The organism is Brevibacillus parabrevis, from assembly GCF_003710905.1.
Taxonomy (GTDB): domain Bacteria; phylum Bacillota; class Bacilli; order Brevibacillales; family Brevibacillaceae; genus Brevibacillus; species Brevibacillus parabrevis.
The window spans coordinates 158,463-177,029 of sequence record NZ_RHHV01000009.1; the positions used below are offsets into that span (position 1 = coordinate 158,463).

Sequence of the window (18,567 nt, forward strand, 5' to 3'; positions counted from 1 at the left end):
GATGTCAAAAACGTGCTGTTACGTCAAAAAATCCTGGGGTCGCTCCTGGCTATCGCTTGCGCCATCTCCCTCCCCGTTTCAACTGCCTGGGCCGCCGGTTCTGTTCAGGTCAGCGTGGACAAGCTCAATGTCCGCTCCGGGCCGAGCCTTCAGGACGCTGTCGTCACCACGCTGCCAAACAAGACCGTGCTGCCTGTCATCTCTACCAAAAACGACTGGATTCAAGTCAAGCTGCCTAATGGTCAGAGCGGCTGGGTGGCAAACTGGCTCGTCTCGCAAAACCAGCAGCCTGCACAAGCTCCGGCGAGTACGGCAGAGAGCACGACTACCAATCTCAACGTCCGCTCCGGTCCCGGTCAAACATACCCGGTTGTGACGACGATCAATCCGGGAACCAAATACCCGATCGTGCAAAAAAACGGCGACTGGATCATGATTCAGCTAAATGGGACAAGCAAAGGCTGGGTGGCAGCCTGGCTGGTCAAGGACAGCTCATCCCCAGCGTCGCCAGGTTCCACGCCGGGAAGCGGAACTACTGCACCACAACAGCCAGGAGGCTCCGGCAATTCCGGGAGTGTCGTCACCCCGCCGAAGCCGACAGCCGTTCAAGGAGCAAGCCTGACACTGGAGTTCGCTCCCTACGTGTACCCTACGCCGGATGCCAGCGCTCCTGCCATCGGGCAGCTTCACGCTGGCGAGACGATCACGGTTTTATCGCAGCAAAACGGCTGGATTCAATTCCCTTACGATGGCGTCAACGCCTGGATATCAACGGACAGCAACAAGCCCGCGCAAGACACGACCACGTCTCCCGGGCCAAACACCGATGCCAATTCCGGCTCGGCAAGCCAGCCGAGTCAGCCTGCCACACCTGCCGAACAGACAGCTACCGTGCAAACGGACGGGCTGAACCTGCGCAGCCAGTCCAATACATCCAGTGCGATTCTCGCTACGTTGCCTGTCGGCAGCAAGCTGAAGGTGCTGGAGAAGCAAGGCGAGTGGTATCGGGTGCAGACATCAGCCGGACAGACAGGCTGGGTAGCCGGATGGCTGGTCAGTGTCTCCGGGCCGAATGTGCCGACACCAAGCGGGCCGTATGTCACGGTCATCAATCCGAATACGAACGTTCGCTCAGGTCCCGGTGCCGAGCACGGTTTGATTCGCCAAGTGCAGGCAGGGGAAAAATACAGCGTCGTGTCCAAAGAGGGCGACTGGTTCAAAGTAACGCTCAGCGATGGCTCGACAGGCTATATTGCCGGGTGGCTCGTATCGGCAAGCGGCGTGCCTGCCGTAATTCGCAGTCAGGATCTCGCCGGAAAGCTGATCGTCGTCGACGCAGGACACGGCGGCAACGACAACGGCGCAACCGGCAAAAGCTTTTCTACACTGGAAAAAACCGTCAACCTGCAAGTTGCCCTGCTGCTGAAAAACAAGCTGGAGGCTTCCGGGGCCAAAGTCATCATGACGAGAGCGGATGACCGCAAGCTCACCTTGCAGCAGCGCGTGGATGTCGCCATCATGAACAAAGCGGATATTTTTGTCAGCATTCACCACAATACACATCCAAACACGGCAACCAACGGCTCCATCGTGTTTTTTTACTACCAAGGCAATTCCAGCAAGCTCGCGTCCCTCGTGCAAAACGAACTGGTGAAAGCGACGAGCTACAAAGATTTGCAATCCCGTTTTGGCGATTACTTCGTGCTGCGGGAAAACTCCGTTCCGTCCATCCTGGCCGAGATCGGGTTCCTGTCCAACTACAACGAGGAGCTGCGCGTGCGCTCGGAAAAACAGCAGGATCTCGCCGCAGACGGCTTGTACAAAGGGATCGTCCAATACTTCAATACGCTGAACCCTCAGGGCGGCTGATTCCGGCTGCCAGACTGCGTAACAACGGGTTCCAAAACAAAACCCCCGTACCACGAGAGACGGACACACTGCTCGCGCGAATCACCAGTGCGTCCCCTCCTTGGGCGGGGGTGTTTTCATTTTTTGGTAATAAGCAGTTTCACGCAAAAGAAAAAACGGTTGCCGCAGCAGCCGTTCTTCAGATATCTCACAGTCTCAGTAACTCGGACGCCGCTCCCACGGCTCAACCTGTCCGACAATCGCCTGTGCTGCTTTTTGCCGGATTGCCGGAACCGTCCCGCACGCGGGCAAGCTTTTGCCGCTCGCGTCCCACCACTGTCACTCGATAGCCTTCTTTGGCAAGCCAGCGAGCTACCTCTGTCAGCATGCCGCTCGCCCCGATCACCAGCGCTTCCTGTGCCATTTTCCCCGCCTCCCCGTCTTTTCGCTTACGATTCTACGATCAGGGTGACAGGTCCGTCGTTGAGCAGACGTACGTCCATCATCGCGCCAAAACGCCCCGTCTCCACGACCAGCCCTTTTTCCCGCAGCTTGGCATTAAACAGCTCGTACAGCGGTTCAGCCTGCTCAGGGCGAGCGGCTGCCATGAAGTTCGGCCTTCTCCCTTTGCGGCAGTCTCCGTACAGCGTGAACTGGGACACCGATAAAATCTGCCCGCCCGTCTCCAGGACGGAAAAGTTCATTTTTCCTGCTTCGTCTTCAAAAATTCGCAGATTGGCGATTTTATCCGCGACAAAGTCTACTTCCTTTTCGCTGTCCTCGTGGGTGATTCCGACTAACAGCAACAGCCCGTGCTCGATTTGCCCGACTACCTCGCCAGCAACGGTCACGCTTGCTTCTTTCGTTCTCTGTACGACAACTCTCACGTCGATCCATTCCTTTCGTTTGGAAGCTCGCCGCTCACAATGACGCACGGCTGACCTAAACAAAACACCCGATCCAAAAACGGATCAGGTGCTCAATATGCGGCGAACCGAATAAATATCTTTAATCCGCTTGATTCGTTCCACAACTTTCAAGAGATGATCCACATTGCTGATCGAGATGGTCATATGAATCGTCGCCACCCGATTTTTATCTGCTTTGCCACTGACGGCAGCAATATTCGTCTTCGTCTCTGCGACGACTTGCAACACGTCGTTCAACAGTCCGCTGCGATCGTTGCCCGTGATCTCGATTTCCACGTTGAAGTTGTGCTTCTGATCGGTATCCCATTCGACGTCGATCAAACGCTCTGAGCATTCATCTGCGAGCACATTCGGACAGTCTTTCCGGTGCACAGACACACCGCGCCCTCTTGTAATAAAGCCGATGATCTGATCGCCCGGAACTGGTGTACAGCAACGCGAGATACGCACCAACAGGTTGTCTACGCCGCGCACTTTTACCCCGGACTCGCTCTTTTGCGCACGGTGAGCCGGATTTTGCTTGATCTCCGGGATGACCGGATTTTGCTCCTCCCGCTCGCGGCGAAGCTTGTCGAGCAGACGTGTGGCAATCTGGGAAGCCGTAATGCCGCCGTAGCCGACTGCGGCAAACATGTCCTCGGCCCCCTGGAAGTTGAATCGCGCCGCCGCTTCCTTCAGGTTGGTGTCCGTCATCGCTTCCTTCACGTCGAAGCTGCGCGATTTGATCTCCGCTTCCACCATCTGTTGGCCTTTGGCAACGTTCTCTTCCCGCTTTTCTTTTTTGAACCACTGCTTGATTTTGTTGCGGGCATGGGCGGACTTGGCCATTTTCAGCCAGTCCTGGCTTGGCCCGTACGAATGCTTGGAAGTAAGGATTTCGACGATATCGCCCGTTTTCATGGCGTAATCAAGCGGAACGATCTTGCCGTTTACCTTTGCCCCAATCGTCCGGTTTCCTACCGCCGAGTGAATGCGATAGGAAAAGTCCAGCGGCACGGAGCCTTTTGGCAGTTCGACTACATCTCCTTTTGGCGTGAACACAAAGACCGTGTCCGAGAACAAATCCTGCTTGAGGCTTTCCATGAACTCCTGCGCATTGGGCGCTTCCTCTGACCCGCCTTCGATAATCTCGCGCAAGCTGCCCAGCTTCTCGGCAAACGATCCTTGCACGACACTCTGGCCTTCCTTGTACGCCCAGTGGGCCGCGATCCCGATCTCTGCCGTCTGATGCATATCCCACGTGCGAATCTGCACTTCCAACGGTTCGCCTTTAGGCCCGATCACCGTCGTATGCAGCGATTGGTACATGTTGGTCTTCGGCATCGCGATATAGTCCTTGAATCTGCCAGGCATCGGCTTCCACAGTGTATGGACAATGCCAAGCACCGCGTAGCAATCGCGAATGTCGTTCACAATGATCCGCAAAGCCAGCAAGTCATAAATTTCGTTGAACTGCTTGTTTTGCTTGGTCATCTTTTTAAAGATGCTGTATATATGCTTGGGCCGCCCCGATATTTCCGCCTCGATGTTCAGCTCGCCAAGCTTCTCCCTGATCGTATCCGATGCTTCGTTCAGGTAAGCCTCGCGCTCCACCCGCTTCTTTTGCATCAGGTTGACGATCCGGTAATACTGCTGCGGATTCAAATAGCGCAGCGCCGTATCTTCCAGCTCCCATTTGACGGAGGCAATCCCCAGCCGATGAGCCAGGGGCGCGAAAATCTCCAGCGTCTCATCGGATATTTCCCGCTGCTTCTCTTCGGACATGTGGCGCAATGTCCGCATGTTGTGCAAACGGTCTGCCAGCTTGATCATGATGACACGAATGTCCTGCGCCATGGCAACCAGCATCTTGCGGTGGTTTTCAGCAAGCTGCTCTTCCTTGGACTTGTATTTGATTTTTTCCAGCTTGGTTACCCCGTCTACCAGCAGAGCCACGTCAGGACCGAACTGTTGGCGGAGATCGTCAAGCGTAATGTCGGTGTCTTCCACTACATCATGCAAAAATCCGGCAGCGATCGTAACCGCGTCCATGTGCAGGTTAGCGAGAATCCCCGCTACTGCGATCGGGTGCATGATGTACGGAACGCCTGATTTTCTTATCTGCCCTTCGTGAGCTTTTTCAGCCAGCTGATAGGCGCGAGTAATCAGGTCCAGATCCGATTGTGACAAATAGGTGCTTGCTTTTTTTACTACCTCATCAATGCCGGTAATCATAGTTCCCTTCCCTTATCCTCTCATTGGAAAACTTGGCTTTGCCAAGCCTTATGTCACAGGCGAAGGCTTTGAGCGTATAAAAAAAATCATCTATAGAAGCCCTTTCGAACAAGTAGTTCTTCTGTAGCGGATGATTTTGGTGCGTCCTGCGTGCGGACGCTGGCAGCCTGCTCTTCCTTGGAAGCGGCAGACGAACATTATCGGTTGTCTGTCTGGATGAAAAAAAGCGTCATGTCTATTTCATACTATTATCTTTTATGTCGTTCGTATTGTAAAGCTGTTTCCCCTGTAAAGTATGATCCATGCGTGGAAAAAAGAAAAAAACGGGTACATGACCCGTTTTTCGTTGAAGCATCAATTAATATTGCACCAAGGATTTGATCGGAACATCCCCGATTTTTTTGCGTCCTTCCAGATAGGACAGCTCGATGAAGAAGGCAGCGCCTACTACTTTTCCGCCGAGTTGCTCGATCAGATTGATCGTCGTTTCGATGGTTCCTCCGGTCGCCAGAAGGTCGTCCGCAATCAGCACGCGCTGGCCTGGCGTAACGGCATCTACGTGCACAGCGAGCGCGTCTTTGCCGTACTCCAGGTCGTAATCTGCCTTGATCGACTCGTAAGGCAGCTTGCCGGATTTGCGGATCGGCACAAAGCCGATTCCCATTTCGTAAGACAGAGGCGCTCCTACGACAAATCCGCGTGCTTCCGGACCTGCAATCACGTCAGCCTGCACTTCGCGGGCAAATTCAGCCAAGTCTTGAATCGCTGCGCGATAAGCAGGACCGTCTTTCAGCAAAGTCGTGATATCTTTGAAACGAATCCCCGGTTGCGGGAAGTCCGGAATGACGCGAATGTATTGTTTGTAATCCATGAAAAATTCCTCCTATACGGTGACTGGTGTCACCAGCTGATGAAACGTTTGGATCAATGATTCCGAGGATGAGAGCAGCAAATCCGTAGCGAGTTGCGCTTCTTCCTTCCACTCCGTATAAATGACGGAGCTTTCCAGCGGCCTTTTTTCTGCCGACTCTTGCAGGCGATACTGTTCGGCATCCTCCTGCAAAAACTGCAACTCCAAAAAGATCGCAAGCATGCCGTCCAGCAAGCTTCTTTTCCATTGCAGCTTGCGGGCGAGCGCATCCAAATGTATGCGCTTCACTACCGGCACTTGCACAAAAAACTGGTACAACTGCTTGAAATGATCGCGGCTCGGACAGGATAGCCGCTCCATGCCCAAATCCGGGTCGCCAAACAGACAGTAGATGCGCTCAGCCTGTTGCAGCAGCGGACTGATTTGCAGCAAATCGGCACGACGCTTCGGCAAGTCGTAGAGCACAACCGCTTGCTGCGGCTCCTGCCTGTCAAGCGCGACAGCATTGCCCAGGAAAAAGAGAGAAGCCTGCCCGTCCACGCTTGTCTTTGGCACGAGCTGTTCATAGCTTTCCGCCCGAAACACAACGGTCATCGTCCCGGACTCCGCTATCAACTGCTGCCATTTCTCTATTTTGTCCCGACTTCCCCGCCAGTCGAACACTTGCTGATGCGGAACGGACAAGTCCCGGATCGTCAGCTGCGGCTTGCGGTTGCCATTCCATTCATTGACTGAAAGCTCGCCCAGCACCTGAAAACGCGCTTTTGGGGTCACCTTTTTCGTCACGTGCGCCCAGTTGAAGCCGATGGCATCCAACGTTTGGCCTGACCTGACGAGTGTGCATTTCAAATGATTGTCATCGCGCCCGATTGTGCGCATTCCCTGTGTCTCGACTTCATCCAGCATGACGAGCGGAGTCGGATTGCCCATCCCGTAAGGAGCGAGCCGTTCCAGCTGCTCGGCTGCCTCCAGGCTGATTTCGTCCATGCTCATCGACACATCTACTTTGGTCAGAGGGGTAAAATCTTCCGGCGTCAGCCATTCCCCTGCCAGCTCGTTCAGCCTGCTGCGCAAGAGATCGAGGTTTTCCACCGGGAGTGTCATTCCTGCGGCCATCGTATGCCCCCCGTAATGCGGGAGCCACTCCTTGCATGCTGTCAAACCTTCGTACATGTCAAAGCCAGCGATGCTTCTCGCCGAGCCTTTGGCTGTCCCTTTTTCCGGATCGATGCCAAGCACGATCGTCGGACGGTAAAACAGCTCTACCAGCCGTGACGCTACGATTCCTACAACCCCGACGTTCCAGCCTTCCTTCGCCAGAACGAGGACGTTGTTTTCCTCGGGTGGATACTGCTCCTTCACCATCTGCACGGCTTCTTCCGTCATCGTCGCTACAAGCTCCTGACGCTCGCGATTCAAATCGTCCAAAGCTTGTGCGCACTGCTCTGCTTCCGCCATATCCTCGGTCGTCAGCAGCTTGACGGCGGACTCTGCCGTCTCCAGCCGTCCACTTGCGTTCAGACGCGGCCCGAGCGCGAATCCGACATGTCCGGCCGACAGTTCGCTGTCAGACAGTCCACACACGCGGATCAGCGCCTGCAATCCGATATTGCGGGTCTGATTCAGACGCTTCAAGCCCGCTCTGGCGAGGATGCGGTTTTCATCTACCAAAGGCACCAAATCGGCGATCGTCCCGAGTGCTGCCAGGTCAGCCAAATGCAAAGGAGGCTCCTTTAGCAAGGCATGCCCCAGCTTGAAGGCGACCCCGACTCCCGCGAGCATGTCAAACGGATACGTACAGCCAGGCTTTTTAGGGTTGATCACAGCAAATGCCTCCGGAATCACAGCCGGAGGTTCGTGGTGGTCGGTTACAATGACGTCAAGACCTAACTGCGTGGCATACGCTACCTGCTCTACTGCACTGATTCCTGTATCGACTGTAATGATCAGCTTGTAACCGCTTTTATGCAGATGCGCCAAGGCGTCTTTATGTAACCCATACCCTTCAGTAAATCGGTTGGGAATGTAATAGTCAAAAACAGCGCCCAGTTGGCGCAACAGGTGTACCATTAACGATGTCGAACTGACCCCATCCGCGTCATAGTCTCCGTAAATACAGATCGGCTCTTGCCTCTCTATCGCTTGTTGAATGCGATGCACGCTCTGTTCCATTCCATCAAGCAAATAAGGGTCATGAAACAACTCCGGGCCAGCTTGCAAAAAATCACGGGCCTTCTGCGCTGTGTCGACGCCGCGAATCACCAGCAGCTTAGACACGAGCGGAGTTAGCTGGCACTCCTCAGCTATACTGGCCGCAATCTGTTCATCGTAGGTGGCCAGTTTCCAGCGTGTTTTCGCTTTCAGCATAGGCTCTCCTCCAATCCTCATTCATTATAGTGGATGGAGAGGGAGACTGACAACAGCATAAAACATGCCGTTTTTACCGTTTTGGCTGTGAAGTGGGATCAAATGGGTTTACATGGACCAAAACATCGCGAATATCAGGAAATGTTTCCAGCAGCATATGCTTGACGCGCTTGCCAATTTGATGCCCGGCAAGGACGGTAATCGCCGGGTCCACCCCGATTTTCACATCGACGATCTGGTAATGCCCGTGCTCCCTGGCCCGCAGCGAATCGATGCGCAACACGCCATCGACCTCGGCAATCGCCTGTCTGAGCTGCTTGGTATCTTCCTCGTGCAAGACGTGATCCAGCGTGCTGTGGATCGATTCCATCATGATGTTATAAGCCATTTTCAAAACGAGCACAGATACGAATATCCCGGCTGCCGGGTCCAGATACAGCATCCAAGGAACACCCAGCCGCTCGCCCACAATCGCGCCGCCGATGCCTACCAGTGCGGCAAACGAAGAGTATACGTCCGAGCGATGCTCATAGGCGTTGGCGATCAACGACTGGCTGTTCAGTTTTTTGCCGAGCTTGAACTTGTAGCGGAACATCCATTCCTTGACGATCATGGAACCGATGGCAGCCCAAACTGCCAGCATGCCTGGCGCTTCCACAGGGGCAAAAAACGCTTTAATCGAAGACATCGCAATTTCGAAGCCGACAACCGCCAACAAAACTGCGACAATAATCGCTGCGATCGATTCGGCTTTTCCATGACCGTACGGATGATCTGCGTCAGGCGGACGCTCTGCCGCTCGCAAGCCGATCAGAACCGCCACGGAACCGACTACATCCGATGCGGAATGCACAGAATCGGCAATCAATGCCTGTGACTTCGCCATCAGCCCGATCAACAGCTTCACCCCTGCCAAAGCAAGGTTGCCCACAATGCCTACCCATGCCCCAAACTGCGCTTGTGCCAACCGATCATCGCCCATTCCTGCCTCTCCTCCTCTATCAGCCTACTTGTCTTCAAGAGTAGAAAACCGCAGGGAATAACCCCTGCGGTCTACATAGCGAAAGCTCTTTGACGAAGCGAAAAGCGAACCGCTTATGCTTCTTTCTTCTTTCTCATATTCCGCTCCTTCAAGTTTACCCAAACTTGAGCAGCAATAAAGATGGAGGAGTACGTACCGCTCACCAGACCGAACAACAGAGCCAGCGAGAAGTTGCGAATGCTCTCGCTTCCGAGTACCGCAATAGCCAAAGCGGTAAAAAATACGGTAGCTACTGTGTATACGGAACGGCGCATCGTCTGCCAAAGCGAAACGTTCACCAGATGCTCCAGATCCGGAATCGTCTTGGACTTCATGGTACGCAAGTTTTCGCGGATACGGTCAAAAATAACGATTTTATCGTTGATCGAGTAACCGAGAATGGTCAAAAGCGCTGCGATGAAAGTAATGTCTACTTCCAGATCAAACACGGAGAACAGCGCGATCGGGATAATCACGTCATGCAAAAGTCCCACGACGCAGGCAATCCCGAACAGCACCTGGAAGCGAATCGCGATGTAAATGACGATCCCGAGGGAAGCGATCCCTACCGCGATGGCTGCCTTTTTCACCATCTCCTGAGCAATGCTCGGATCAACGGACGATACTTGTTTTGTGACCTGATCGCCGAACTTTTTCTTCAGCGCTTCTTCTGTCTTCATCAAGGTATCCGAAGAAATGGTTTGGTCAAAGCGAGTATAGGCTTGATTTTGCCCGTACGGCGTTACCTTGGAGAAAGCGACATTCGGAATCTCCTGTTTGAGAACGGCTTCGACGTCTTCCGGCTTGAACTCTTTTCCTACGTAAATGTCCAGGCGCGTACCTGCCTTGAAGTCAACCCCAAGGTGCAGCCCTTGGAACATCATAAACAAAAAACCGATGATGATAATCGCGGAAGAGAAAATGAAGAACTTCCGGCGATTTTTAACGATATCAAACCGCACTACGGTATGCTCGCGATCAAAGCTCACCGATCTCACTCTCCTTTACTCCGAACCAGAACGGCTTTTTAAACATGTTGGCACGGACCACCAGCCAAAGGAGGAAACGAGACCCGAACACGTTGGTGATAATACTTACGATGATTGTCATAGCCAGTACGACAGCAAAACCTTGAACGGAGCTTGTTCCGAAGTAGAACAATACGCCTGTCGCGATCAGCGTCGTCACGTGCGCATCAATAATGGTGATCAAAGAACGGCGTTCGCCGGAGCGGAACGCTGACAAAATCGTTTTGCCCGAGCGAATTTCTTCTTGGATACGCTCATACGTAATGATGTTCGCATCGACAGCCATCCCTACCGCCAAAATGAAACCGGCGATACCTGGGAGAGTCAGCGTTGCGTCCATCCAGTCGAGAACGACCATACAAAAGTAAGTAAATCCAGCCAATGTAATATTCGCAATCATGCCCGGCATGCGATAGACGAGCAGCATGAACACGAAAATCAGCGCAGCGCCGATATAGCCGGCATAAAGCGTCTTCTCCAATGCCAGGGCACCCAGAGACGCTCCCACAGATGTTACCTGCTTCTCAATCAGCTTCGCTGGCATCGCACCGGAGTTCAGCAAGTCAGCCAGTTCCTGAGCCGATTCTTGGGTATAGTCTCCTGTGATTTGAGCGCTGCCGCCCGAGATCACGGATTGGATCGTAGGATTGGTTTGGAGGTTTTCGTCCAGGAAAATCGCCATGCGCTTATGCAGGTTGGCGCGAGTTACATCCTCCAATTTTTTTGCATCCGAGAATTTCACGGTTACGAGAGGGCGTTTCAGGTCATCATAGCCGACCGCTGCCCCGTTTGGCGCCAAGTCGCTACCTTGCAGGATGACCTTGCCCGACTCGTCGCGGAACGTCAGTACAGCAGGTTTTCCGATCAGTTCACGCAGCTTGTCCTGATCAGCGGATTGCGAAGCGATTTGCACGCGAATCCGGTTTGGCAGCTCGGTAGAAATGACAGGTTCTGCCACGCCGCCGATGTTAATCCGTTTCTCAATCATGTGTGCAGTTGATTTCAACAGCTCGATATCAACCTTGTGCCCAGCCTCAAGAGGCTCTACCTCATACAAAATCTCAAACCCGCCTTGCAGGTCAAGACCGAGAGTGATGTTTCCTGCCACCTGTTTGGTCGTAGTTGACACAAGTGTCGCCAAAAGCCCTACAACAACCAGGAACAGGAGAAATCTTCCCCATTTTATCATCGTTGTAATACCCCTCTTTCATAAACAGGGTCCCGCCCCTAAGCGAGAAACCAATATGCCCATTATAGCGAAGTATGAAAAAACGTGTCAATTATTGCTGGAAGAGCGAACCATGGTAACCAACCCCTTATCTATAATGAGCATGCTACTTATACGAATAGGGAGGCTGGAAGTTTCACTAAGAATTTTTATACATTTGAATCATGAGATAGTTCATGTACTTGTTCGGTTTCAGAGACAAAATATCGTTGACGAGACGGTGCATCGGGGGAAATTCCTTGTACCCGTTCGTGACGCATTCCCATATGTCCTTGGCATCCACGTTTTCGTAGCCCAACAAGGCAAATTCCTCGGCCTTGCTCTGGCAAAGACTTGCTACTTGCCCATACCATTCCTGTTTTTGCGCTTGGTCCATCCCCGTGTCCCCCTCAAAGTAGTCATGCCGACAGCGGCACGTCCATATTCTTTACTGAGTGAATTTTTCCTTGCAAAGGAGCCTTCCATGAGACAGTCATTCTTTTACGGAACGGTTATCCTCATCATTGCTGGCGGCATCACCAAAGTGTTTGGCTTTGCTCACAGGATCGTGCTTTCACGCATCATCGGAGCGGAAGGAATGGGGCTGTATCAAATGGTCGTGCCCCTGTTGTACTTTCTGATCACGGTGACGACATTCGGTCTGCCTGTCGCCATCGCCAAGCAAGTGGCGGAAACCGAGGCAGCTAACAATCCGCGCATGACCCGCCGCTACTTGCTGCTCGCCCTCGCAGTCGCTGGCGGCATCAGCTTGCTGGTTTGCACGCTGCTCCTGCTGTTTTCCCACTGGATTGCGGGCGCTCTATTCGCGGACCCTCGCGCCCATATCGTCATGCTCGCCGCCATCCCGGTCATTCCGATCTCCAGTATTTCACTCGTGCTGCGCGGATACTTCCAGGGAAAGCAAAACATGATCCCCACCGCCATCTCCCAGTTGCTGGAGCAAGTGGCCCGCATGGCGCTGGTCGTCGTCATGACCATGTCGTTTTTGTCCGCAGGGATCGAGTATGCCACAGCCGGTGCAGTCGCCAGCATTATTTTCGGGGAAGCCGCCGGACTCCTCTACATTCTCTGGCAATATCGCAAAGGAAGCAAAAAAGCTGCTGCGCAACTTCTGGAAAGACCGTTTCTGCAAGCTGTCTCTGCCAGCAAGACAAACATCTCCCAACTGATTCACGTCGCTCTGCCCGTCACGTTGAGCCGCATCATCGGTTCGATCGCCTACGTCCTGGAACCGATGCTCGTACCGCTGGCGCTCGTCATCGCGGGGTATACGACTGCCACGGCAACGGGATTGTACGGACAGTTTGCCGGTATGGCCGTACCTCTGCTGCTTTTTCCCACTTTTTTAACCTATTCCTTGTCCGTTTCACTCGTTCCTGCCGTAGCAGAGGCCGCCTATCAAAAAAATGCTCCTCTCGTGCATCGGCGCATCTATCAAGCGATGCGCATCACACTCGTAATCGGAGCACCATGTACTGTCCTGCTTACTATTTTTGCGGAGCCGTTATGTACACTGCTCTACGGCAGCGAATATCGAGAGGTCGGCGTCTTGCTCAAGGAGCTGGCTCCGTTTTCCGTGTTCCTCTTTTTCCAGGCCCCGCTCGCAGCGGCCTTGCAAGGTCTTGACTACGCCCAGGTCGTTTTCCGAAATACGCTGATCAGCGCTGTAATCAAAACAGCCGCCATGTTCGTCTTTACAGCCCAACCGACCTTCGGCATTCACGGCGCCGTCATTGCGACCAATATTGGCATCACATTGGGCACCCTTTTGCACTTTGCCAGCCTGATCAAAAAAATCGGATTTACCGTCGATGTATGGGAGTTCGGAAAAATTGGGATCGCCATGCTGGCCATGGGTTACCTCGGCTCATACATGGCGGATCACCTGTTCTTGCATTCCTCGACGGCCAAGCTGCTTCTCGCCAGCGCGTCCATCAGCAGCTTGCTGTATTTGCTCCTTCTGGTCGCCATGCGCGTCCTGGGCAAACAGGACGTCCGCCGGATTCCCTGGATCGGAGAGCAGCTCGCCATCTTCTTCCCTCGCCGCTAACACCTAGTGTAGCGGCTTGTCTTTTTTATCCAGGTACATAATTCCTCGCTCGTCAATGCTGCAAAAGGAAACTTCCCGGATGTCCTTGATCCCGTATTTGCGAATTTCCCGCTTGAGCCACAGTTGATTTTGCCCGATCTTTTGCAAAGCTTCCTGCCTGACTTTGCCGTCCAGAATCAACGGAATGGGCAAGCCTTTGTATGAAACCGGCCCGATATGTTCTTCTTTAGCCAGTTCGATATCCCCACGGGTGAGATGCTCTTTTTCCGGCTTCAAAAAGACGCTCATCTGCCCGGTAGGCTCCAGCAGGGCGAACTCGACATCCGCAATATTTTTCACGTTTTTTTGCCGCAGATGTACCATCAGGTCATCCATGTTCAACTGATTGCGGCGCATCGCCTGTTCTCGGATTTGCCCGTTTTCAATGATCATATCGGCTGAACCGTCGACCACATCGCGAAATTTCTTGCTCTTTAACGAGAGATACGCCATGGCGATTTCCAGAACGGCAATCAACAGCATCGGCAAATAAAAGCGCAACCCAGGCTTTTCTACATCCTCAATCGCCAGAGCCGCCATTTCAGCCAGCATAATGGAAATCACCACATCAAAAACGGACAACTTTCCCAGTTCTCGCTTGCCCATGATGCGGAGCAAGATCAGGAGGAAAAAATACGAGAAAAGGGTGCGCAACATGACAGTTGAAATATCTTCCACTTCCCGCCGCCCCCTATCGAACATTTGATATTATTGTTCGGCAGGGAGCTTGCAACTATTAGCTCCAATTACAACCACTTTCGTTTGCGGAAAATGTGCAGCATGAAGAAGGTCATCGCCAGCATGATCACAAGCGCTACGATCAGCATGTAAGGCTCTGCCTCCTCACCCAGCCAGGCGAATGTGTTCATCCCGAAAAGCCCGGTGATAAACGTAAGCGGCAGGATGATGGTGGAGATGATCGTGAGTACACGCATCGTCTCGGTCGTCTTGGCGCTGATGATCGTGTAATACGTATCGAGCGCACCGTTCACCAGGTCGCGGAAAGTCTCTGTCGAGTCGGAGATCCGCTCCAGGTGGTCGGTCAAGTCGCTGTAGAACGGAACGTTTTCCTCGGAAATATCGAAAGAGAAGCGGCCATTCACATTGGCGAAGATTCGTTTTTGCGGCATGATGACACGCCTGATCAAAATAATCGTCCGCTTCAGCGCCAGGAACTCCTCTGTAATTTCCTCCATCTGATGCTCGTAAATCTCGTCCTCCAGCTCGTCAATCCGCACACTAATCCGATCGATAATCGGAAAATACTCGTCGGTAATCCCGTCGACAATCGCATACAGCAAATAGTCGGGACCCCGGTTCAGATAGGAATTGTTGCGGTGACACATGGCTGCGATCCGCCCGATCGTGTTCATCGGGGATTTGTGGATCGTCACGATGTAATTAGGGCCGAGAAAAACGTTCAGTTCTACCGTGGTAATCTCGTCATCGCTTTCTTCATTGTAACGCAGGGCGTGAAAAACGAAGAAATAGTAATCATCGTACTTGTCTACCTTGGCACGTGGACTGACGTGCAGGCAGTCCTCAATTGCCAGTGGGTGAAAGTCGAAGATCTTGGCAATATAGGGCAGTTCATTGTTCCCCACATCATACAGATCGATCCAGAGCAAATCCTCCGGAGATTTCAACCATTGATCTTTTGTCGCCAGATCAACATCATGAAACATCTTCTGCTCTGAGTGGTTATAAAAGTACGTTTTGATCAACCTTCCTCACCCCCGTCTCGTTCCCCATCCATCATACGAAAATTCCTCCTAATGTTCAACGCGAAGATGAATAGAGCGGCCAGGCCATTCATATAGATGGTACAAACAGTTGATCAGTGAGGGGGTAAACATTGTGCGGAGTGCATCCACCTCTGTGCTGACAGGTCTATTGTACACGACAGGACTTGTTTTGTTCGGGGCATTGCTCGCAACCTTGCTTCTGAGCTTCACCAGCATGCGCGAAGGCTCTTTGCCTTATTTTACGTACATCATCAATGCGGTTGCTCTTCTGGTCGGCGGCTTCGTCACCGGAAAGCGCTGTGGCGGCAAAGGCTGGTACTACGGGGGTCTGACCGGATTTTCTTATTTTCTCCTGATTCTCTTGATCGGTTTTCTGGGATTCGATGCCCCGATGCAATGGGGAACGTTCCTCTTTTTGCTCGGTGCGTTCGGAGTTGCAGCATTGGGCGGCATTCTCGGCGTCAATTCCGCCAACTCCAGCCAAAAGCCGAAAAATTTCAAGCCCAGACGCTAACAAGCTTATGCGTCCAAGAAAAAAGCAGGCGGGATTTTCCCCACCTGCTTTTTCTTTGCTTTATTTGGATTCTTCTTTTTCCAATTCGACTTTAGCTGGTTCGCTTTTCGCCGGCTCATTGCTTGCGGATGTCACGCTGTTGATCGCACCGCGATCGAATGTAACGTTTACGTTGTGGGCAATGCGCAGAGTCACTGTATCGTCAGTCAACTCTTGAATGGTGCCGTGCATGCCGCCGATTGTTACGATCTTGTCGCCTTTTTTGACAGCAGCCAGCATGGCGTTGCGTTGTTTTGCTTTCTTTTGTTGCGGGCGAATCAGCAAGAAGTAGAAAATCGCAAACATGATGATAATCGGTAAAAACTGTGTCAAGCCTTCCATGAAAATCCCCCTCGATTAAAAAGATCTATCTTCACCCAATCCATATTGAGCGAAAAACTGGTCCCGGAAATCTTGCAAGCGGTCTTCCGCAATCGCTTGGCGCACCTGCTCCATCAGCTTCACAAGGAAATGCAGATTGTGGTAGGTGGTCAAACGAATGCCAAAGGTCTCCTCCGCCTTGATGAGATGGCGGATGTAAGCGCGGGTGTAATTCTTGCAGGTGTAGCAATCGCAATTCGGGTCGAGCGGAGTAAAATCTCGCGCGAACTTCGCATTGCGGATCACCAGTCTTCCCTGGCTTGTCATGCATGTCCCGTTGCGGGCAATCCGCGTCGGCAGTACGCAGTCAAACATGTCGATGCCGCGGATCGCTCCGTCGATGAGAGCGTCAGGTGATCCTACTCCCATGAGGTAGCGAGGCTTGTTTGCAGGAAGCAGCGGAACCGTATGTTCCAGCACTTCGTACATCAAGGGGAACGGCTCTCCCACGCTCAAACCGCCAATCGCATAACCTGGAAAATCCATGGAAATGAGATCTTTGGCGCTCTGCTCGCGCAGGTCGTTGAACATCCCGCCTTGCACGATTCCGAAAAGGGCCTGGTCGTTTGGCCGCGCATGTGCCTTGAGGCAGCGTTCTGCCCATCTGGTTGTGCGCTCCATCGACTTTTTCACGTAATCGTACTCCGCAGGATAAGGGGCGCACTCGTCAAATGCCATAAAAATATCGGCTCCGAGCGCGTTTTGGATCTGTGTGGCCTCCTCAGGGCCGATAAACAGCTTTTCTCCGTTAAGATGTGAACGGAAGGAAACCCCTTCCTCCGTAATCTTGCGTAGGTTGCTCAAGCTGAATACTTGAAATCCGCCAGAATCGGTCAGGATGGCACGGTCCCAGTTCATGAAGCCGTGCAGTCCGCCAGCTTCCCGGACAATTTCATGCCCTGGACGGAGAAACAGATGGTAGGTATTACTGAGGATAATGCCCGCTCCGATCGCCTTCAACTCTTCGGGACTCATCGTCTTGACTGTTGCCTGCGTGCCGACTGGCATAAAGACAGGAGTGTCGATCGTCCCATGCGGAGTGTGCAGCTTACCGAGCCTGGCGCCTGTTTGCTTGCATGTTTTGATTAATTCGTAACGTACAGCCAAATTGTCGCACTCCTCAAGCTATGTATGTAAGTCTTTCCTATTATAAGAAAACTTGAGAGTGAAGTAAACCCACCCGACTTATAAGTATACACTTATGCGGGTGGGATGTGGCGTTTTTTAGACAATCAGCATGGCGTCTCCGAAACTGAAGAAGCGGTATTCCTCACGAACTGCCGTCTTGTACGCATTCATGACATGTTCTTTGCCTGCCAGCGCGCTGACCAGCATGACGAGTGTCGATTTGGGCAAGTGGAAATTCGTCAAAAGTCCGTCCAGTATCGAGAACGTATAGCCCGGATAGATGAAAATGTCCGTCCAGCCGGACGCAGCCACCAGCTTGCCTTCGTTGGCCCGGCCGACCGTTTCCAGCGTCCGGCATGAAGTCGTCCCGACGGCGATGACCCTTCTCCCTTCCGCTTTTGCCTTGTTCACCAGCTCCACAGTTTCTTCGGGAATCTCGTAATACTCGGCATGCATGACGTGCTCCTCGACAGAATCAGCCGATACAGGCCGGAACGTTCCCAGCCCCACATGCAGCGTCACGTAAGCAAGCTGTACGCCTTTGGCCGCAATTTGTTCCAAGTACGGCTTCGTAAAGTGCAAGCCAGCAGTCGGAGCTGCCGCCGATCCCCGCTCTCTCGCGTAAACGGTCTGGTAGCGCTCGCTGTCTTCGAGCTGCGCATGGATGTACGGCGGCAGCGGCATTGATCCCAGTTGATCGAGAATCTCGTAAAAAATTCCCTCGTACAAAAAACGAACAATCCGTCCACCCGTTTCCGTCGCTTCCTCGCATACGCAACGCAAAAGACCGTTTCCGAAAACGACCTCGGTTCCCGGCTTCATTCGCTTTCCAGGCTTCACCAGCGTTTCCCAGCGATCGTCTCCCAGCGATTTCAACAACAGGATCTCGATTTTCGCTCCCGTCTCGGCCTTTTCCCCGATCAGTCTGGCCGGAAGCACACGGCTGTCGTTCATAACCAGTACATCTCCGGGCTGCAAATGGTCGATCAGATCGGTAAACCGCCGATGCGCAATCGCCCCCGTCTGTTTGTCCAAAACAAGCAGCCGCGATGATGTCCGGTCTTCCAAAGGATGCTGGGCAATCAGATGCTCCGGCAAATCAAAATCAAATTGTTGCACGTCCACGACTCGTTACTCCTTTAATGACAGTTCATGTGGCAAAAGC

The 18,567-nt window shown here is 52.9% G+C and carries 17 protein-coding genes; 3 read left to right on the forward strand and 14 right to left on the reverse strand.

Translation table 11 applies throughout. The features are described from left to right. The first annotated feature begins 12 nt into the window (after positions 1 to 12). A complete protein-coding gene (locus tag EDM60_RS12015) occupies positions 13 to 1,869 on the forward strand; it encodes an N-acetylmuramoyl-L-alanine amidase family protein (RefSeq protein ID WP_122964198.1) in 1,857 nt (618 codons plus the stop codon). Between the two features lie 223 nt (positions 1,870 to 2,092). Here EDM60_RS12015 and EDM60_RS12020 read toward each other — a convergent pair whose 3' ends face one another. The 9 genes from EDM60_RS12020 to EDM60_RS12060 all read right to left on the reverse strand — a co-directional run bounded on the left by EDM60_RS12020 (position 2,093) and on the right by EDM60_RS12060 (position 11,882). Then, on the reverse strand, positions 2,093 to 2,272 hold the full coding sequence (locus tag EDM60_RS12020; protein ID WP_233454075.1) for a Rossmann-fold NAD(P)-binding domain-containing protein: 180 nt from the start codon (positions 2,270 to 2,272) through the stop codon (positions 2,093 to 2,095). Between the two features lie 25 nt (positions 2,273 to 2,297). After that, the gene (dtd, locus tag EDM60_RS12025) at positions 2,298 to 2,735 is read right to left on the reverse strand and encodes a D-aminoacyl-tRNA deacylase (protein WP_122964199.1); all 438 of its coding nucleotides are present in this window, start codon (positions 2,733 to 2,735) and stop codon (positions 2,298 to 2,300) included. A gap of 84 nt (positions 2,736 to 2,819) precedes the next feature. After that, complete coding sequence (locus EDM60_RS12030; RefSeq protein WP_063230213.1) at positions 2,820 to 4,991, reverse strand: RelA/SpoT family protein; 2,172 nt, start codon at positions 4,989 to 4,991, stop codon at positions 2,820 to 2,822. Between the two features lie 358 nt (positions 4,992 to 5,349). Beyond that, on the reverse strand, positions 5,350 to 5,862 hold the full coding sequence (locus EDM60_RS12035) for an adenine phosphoribosyltransferase (RefSeq protein WP_063230212.1): 513 nt from the start codon (positions 5,860 to 5,862) through the stop codon (positions 5,350 to 5,352). 12 nt (positions 5,863 to 5,874) lie between these two features. Then, on the reverse strand, positions 5,875 to 8,229 hold the full coding sequence (gene recJ / locus EDM60_RS12040; RefSeq protein WP_122964200.1) for a single-stranded-DNA-specific exonuclease RecJ: 2,355 nt from the start codon (positions 8,227 to 8,229) through the stop codon (positions 5,875 to 5,877). 73 nt (positions 8,230 to 8,302) lie between these two features. Beyond that, positions 8,303 to 9,211 (reverse strand): cation diffusion facilitator family transporter, encoded by a 909-nt coding sequence (locus EDM60_RS12045; protein ID WP_122964201.1) that lies wholly within the window; start codon positions 9,209 to 9,211, stop codon positions 8,303 to 8,305. A 113-nt stretch (positions 9,212 to 9,324) separates the two neighbouring features. Beyond that, a complete protein-coding gene (gene secF / locus EDM60_RS12050) occupies positions 9,325 to 10,239 on the reverse strand; it encodes a protein translocase subunit SecF (RefSeq protein ID WP_122964202.1) in 915 nt (304 codons plus the stop codon). After that, the gene (gene secD / locus EDM60_RS12055; protein WP_122964203.1) at positions 10,229 to 11,467 is read right to left on the reverse strand and encodes a protein translocase subunit SecD; all 1,239 of its coding nucleotides are present in this window, start codon (positions 11,465 to 11,467) and stop codon (positions 10,229 to 10,231) included. The genes secF and secD overlap by 11 nt, the downstream gene beginning before the upstream one ends. Positions 11,468 to 11,645: 178 nt before the next feature. Beyond that, positions 11,646 to 11,882 carry a post-transcriptional regulator gene (locus EDM60_RS12060; protein WP_122964204.1) on the reverse strand — a complete coding sequence of 79 codons (237 nt, stop codon included), beginning with the start codon at positions 11,880 to 11,882 and terminating at the stop codon, positions 11,646 to 11,648. 87 nt (positions 11,883 to 11,969) lie between these two features. Between EDM60_RS12060 and spoVB the strand changes: the two genes are divergently transcribed. Continuing rightward, positions 11,970 to 13,556, forward strand: a complete 1,587-nt coding sequence (gene spoVB / locus EDM60_RS12065; protein ID WP_122964205.1) for a stage V sporulation protein B — start codon at positions 11,970 to 11,972, stop codon at positions 13,554 to 13,556. A gap of 3 nt (positions 13,557 to 13,559) precedes the next feature. On the opposite strand, the gene EDM60_RS12070 is transcribed toward spoVB, so the two are convergent. Beyond that, positions 13,560 to 14,252 carry a DUF421 domain-containing protein gene (locus EDM60_RS12070; RefSeq protein WP_254456891.1) on the reverse strand — a complete coding sequence of 231 codons (693 nt, stop codon included), beginning with the start codon at positions 14,250 to 14,252 and terminating at the stop codon, positions 13,560 to 13,562. Positions 14,253 to 14,341: 89 nt separating this feature from the next. Next, positions 14,342 to 15,319, reverse strand: coding sequence for a magnesium/cobalt transporter CorA (gene corA / locus EDM60_RS12075; protein WP_063230206.1), 978 nt, complete (start codon positions 15,317 to 15,319; stop codon positions 14,342 to 14,344). 133 nt (positions 15,320 to 15,452) lie between these two features. Here corA and EDM60_RS12080 point away from each other — a divergent pair, with 133 nt between their 5' ends. After that, a complete protein-coding gene (locus tag EDM60_RS12080; RefSeq protein WP_122964207.1) occupies positions 15,453 to 15,854 on the forward strand; it encodes a TIGR04086 family membrane protein in 402 nt (133 codons plus the stop codon). A gap of 60 nt (positions 15,855 to 15,914) precedes the next feature. Here the strand turns inward: EDM60_RS12080 and yajC are convergent, their stop codons facing one another. The 3 genes from yajC to queA form a co-directional block, all read right to left on the reverse strand. Continuing rightward, positions 15,915 to 16,235, reverse strand: coding sequence for a preprotein translocase subunit YajC (gene yajC, locus EDM60_RS12085; protein WP_063230204.1), 321 nt, complete (start codon positions 16,233 to 16,235; stop codon positions 15,915 to 15,917). 15 nt (positions 16,236 to 16,250) lie between these two features. Continuing rightward, positions 16,251 to 17,381, reverse strand: a complete 1,131-nt coding sequence (gene tgt / locus EDM60_RS12090) for a tRNA guanosine(34) transglycosylase Tgt (RefSeq protein WP_063230203.1) — start codon at positions 17,379 to 17,381, stop codon at positions 16,251 to 16,253. Positions 17,382 to 17,498: 117 nt separating this feature from the next. Further along, entirely contained in the window at positions 17,499 to 18,527 is a 1,029-nt protein-coding gene (queA, locus tag EDM60_RS12095; protein ID WP_122964208.1) for a tRNA preQ1(34) S-adenosylmethionine ribosyltransferase-isomerase QueA, read from the reverse strand. Positions 18,528 to 18,567 lie beyond the last annotated feature (40 nt).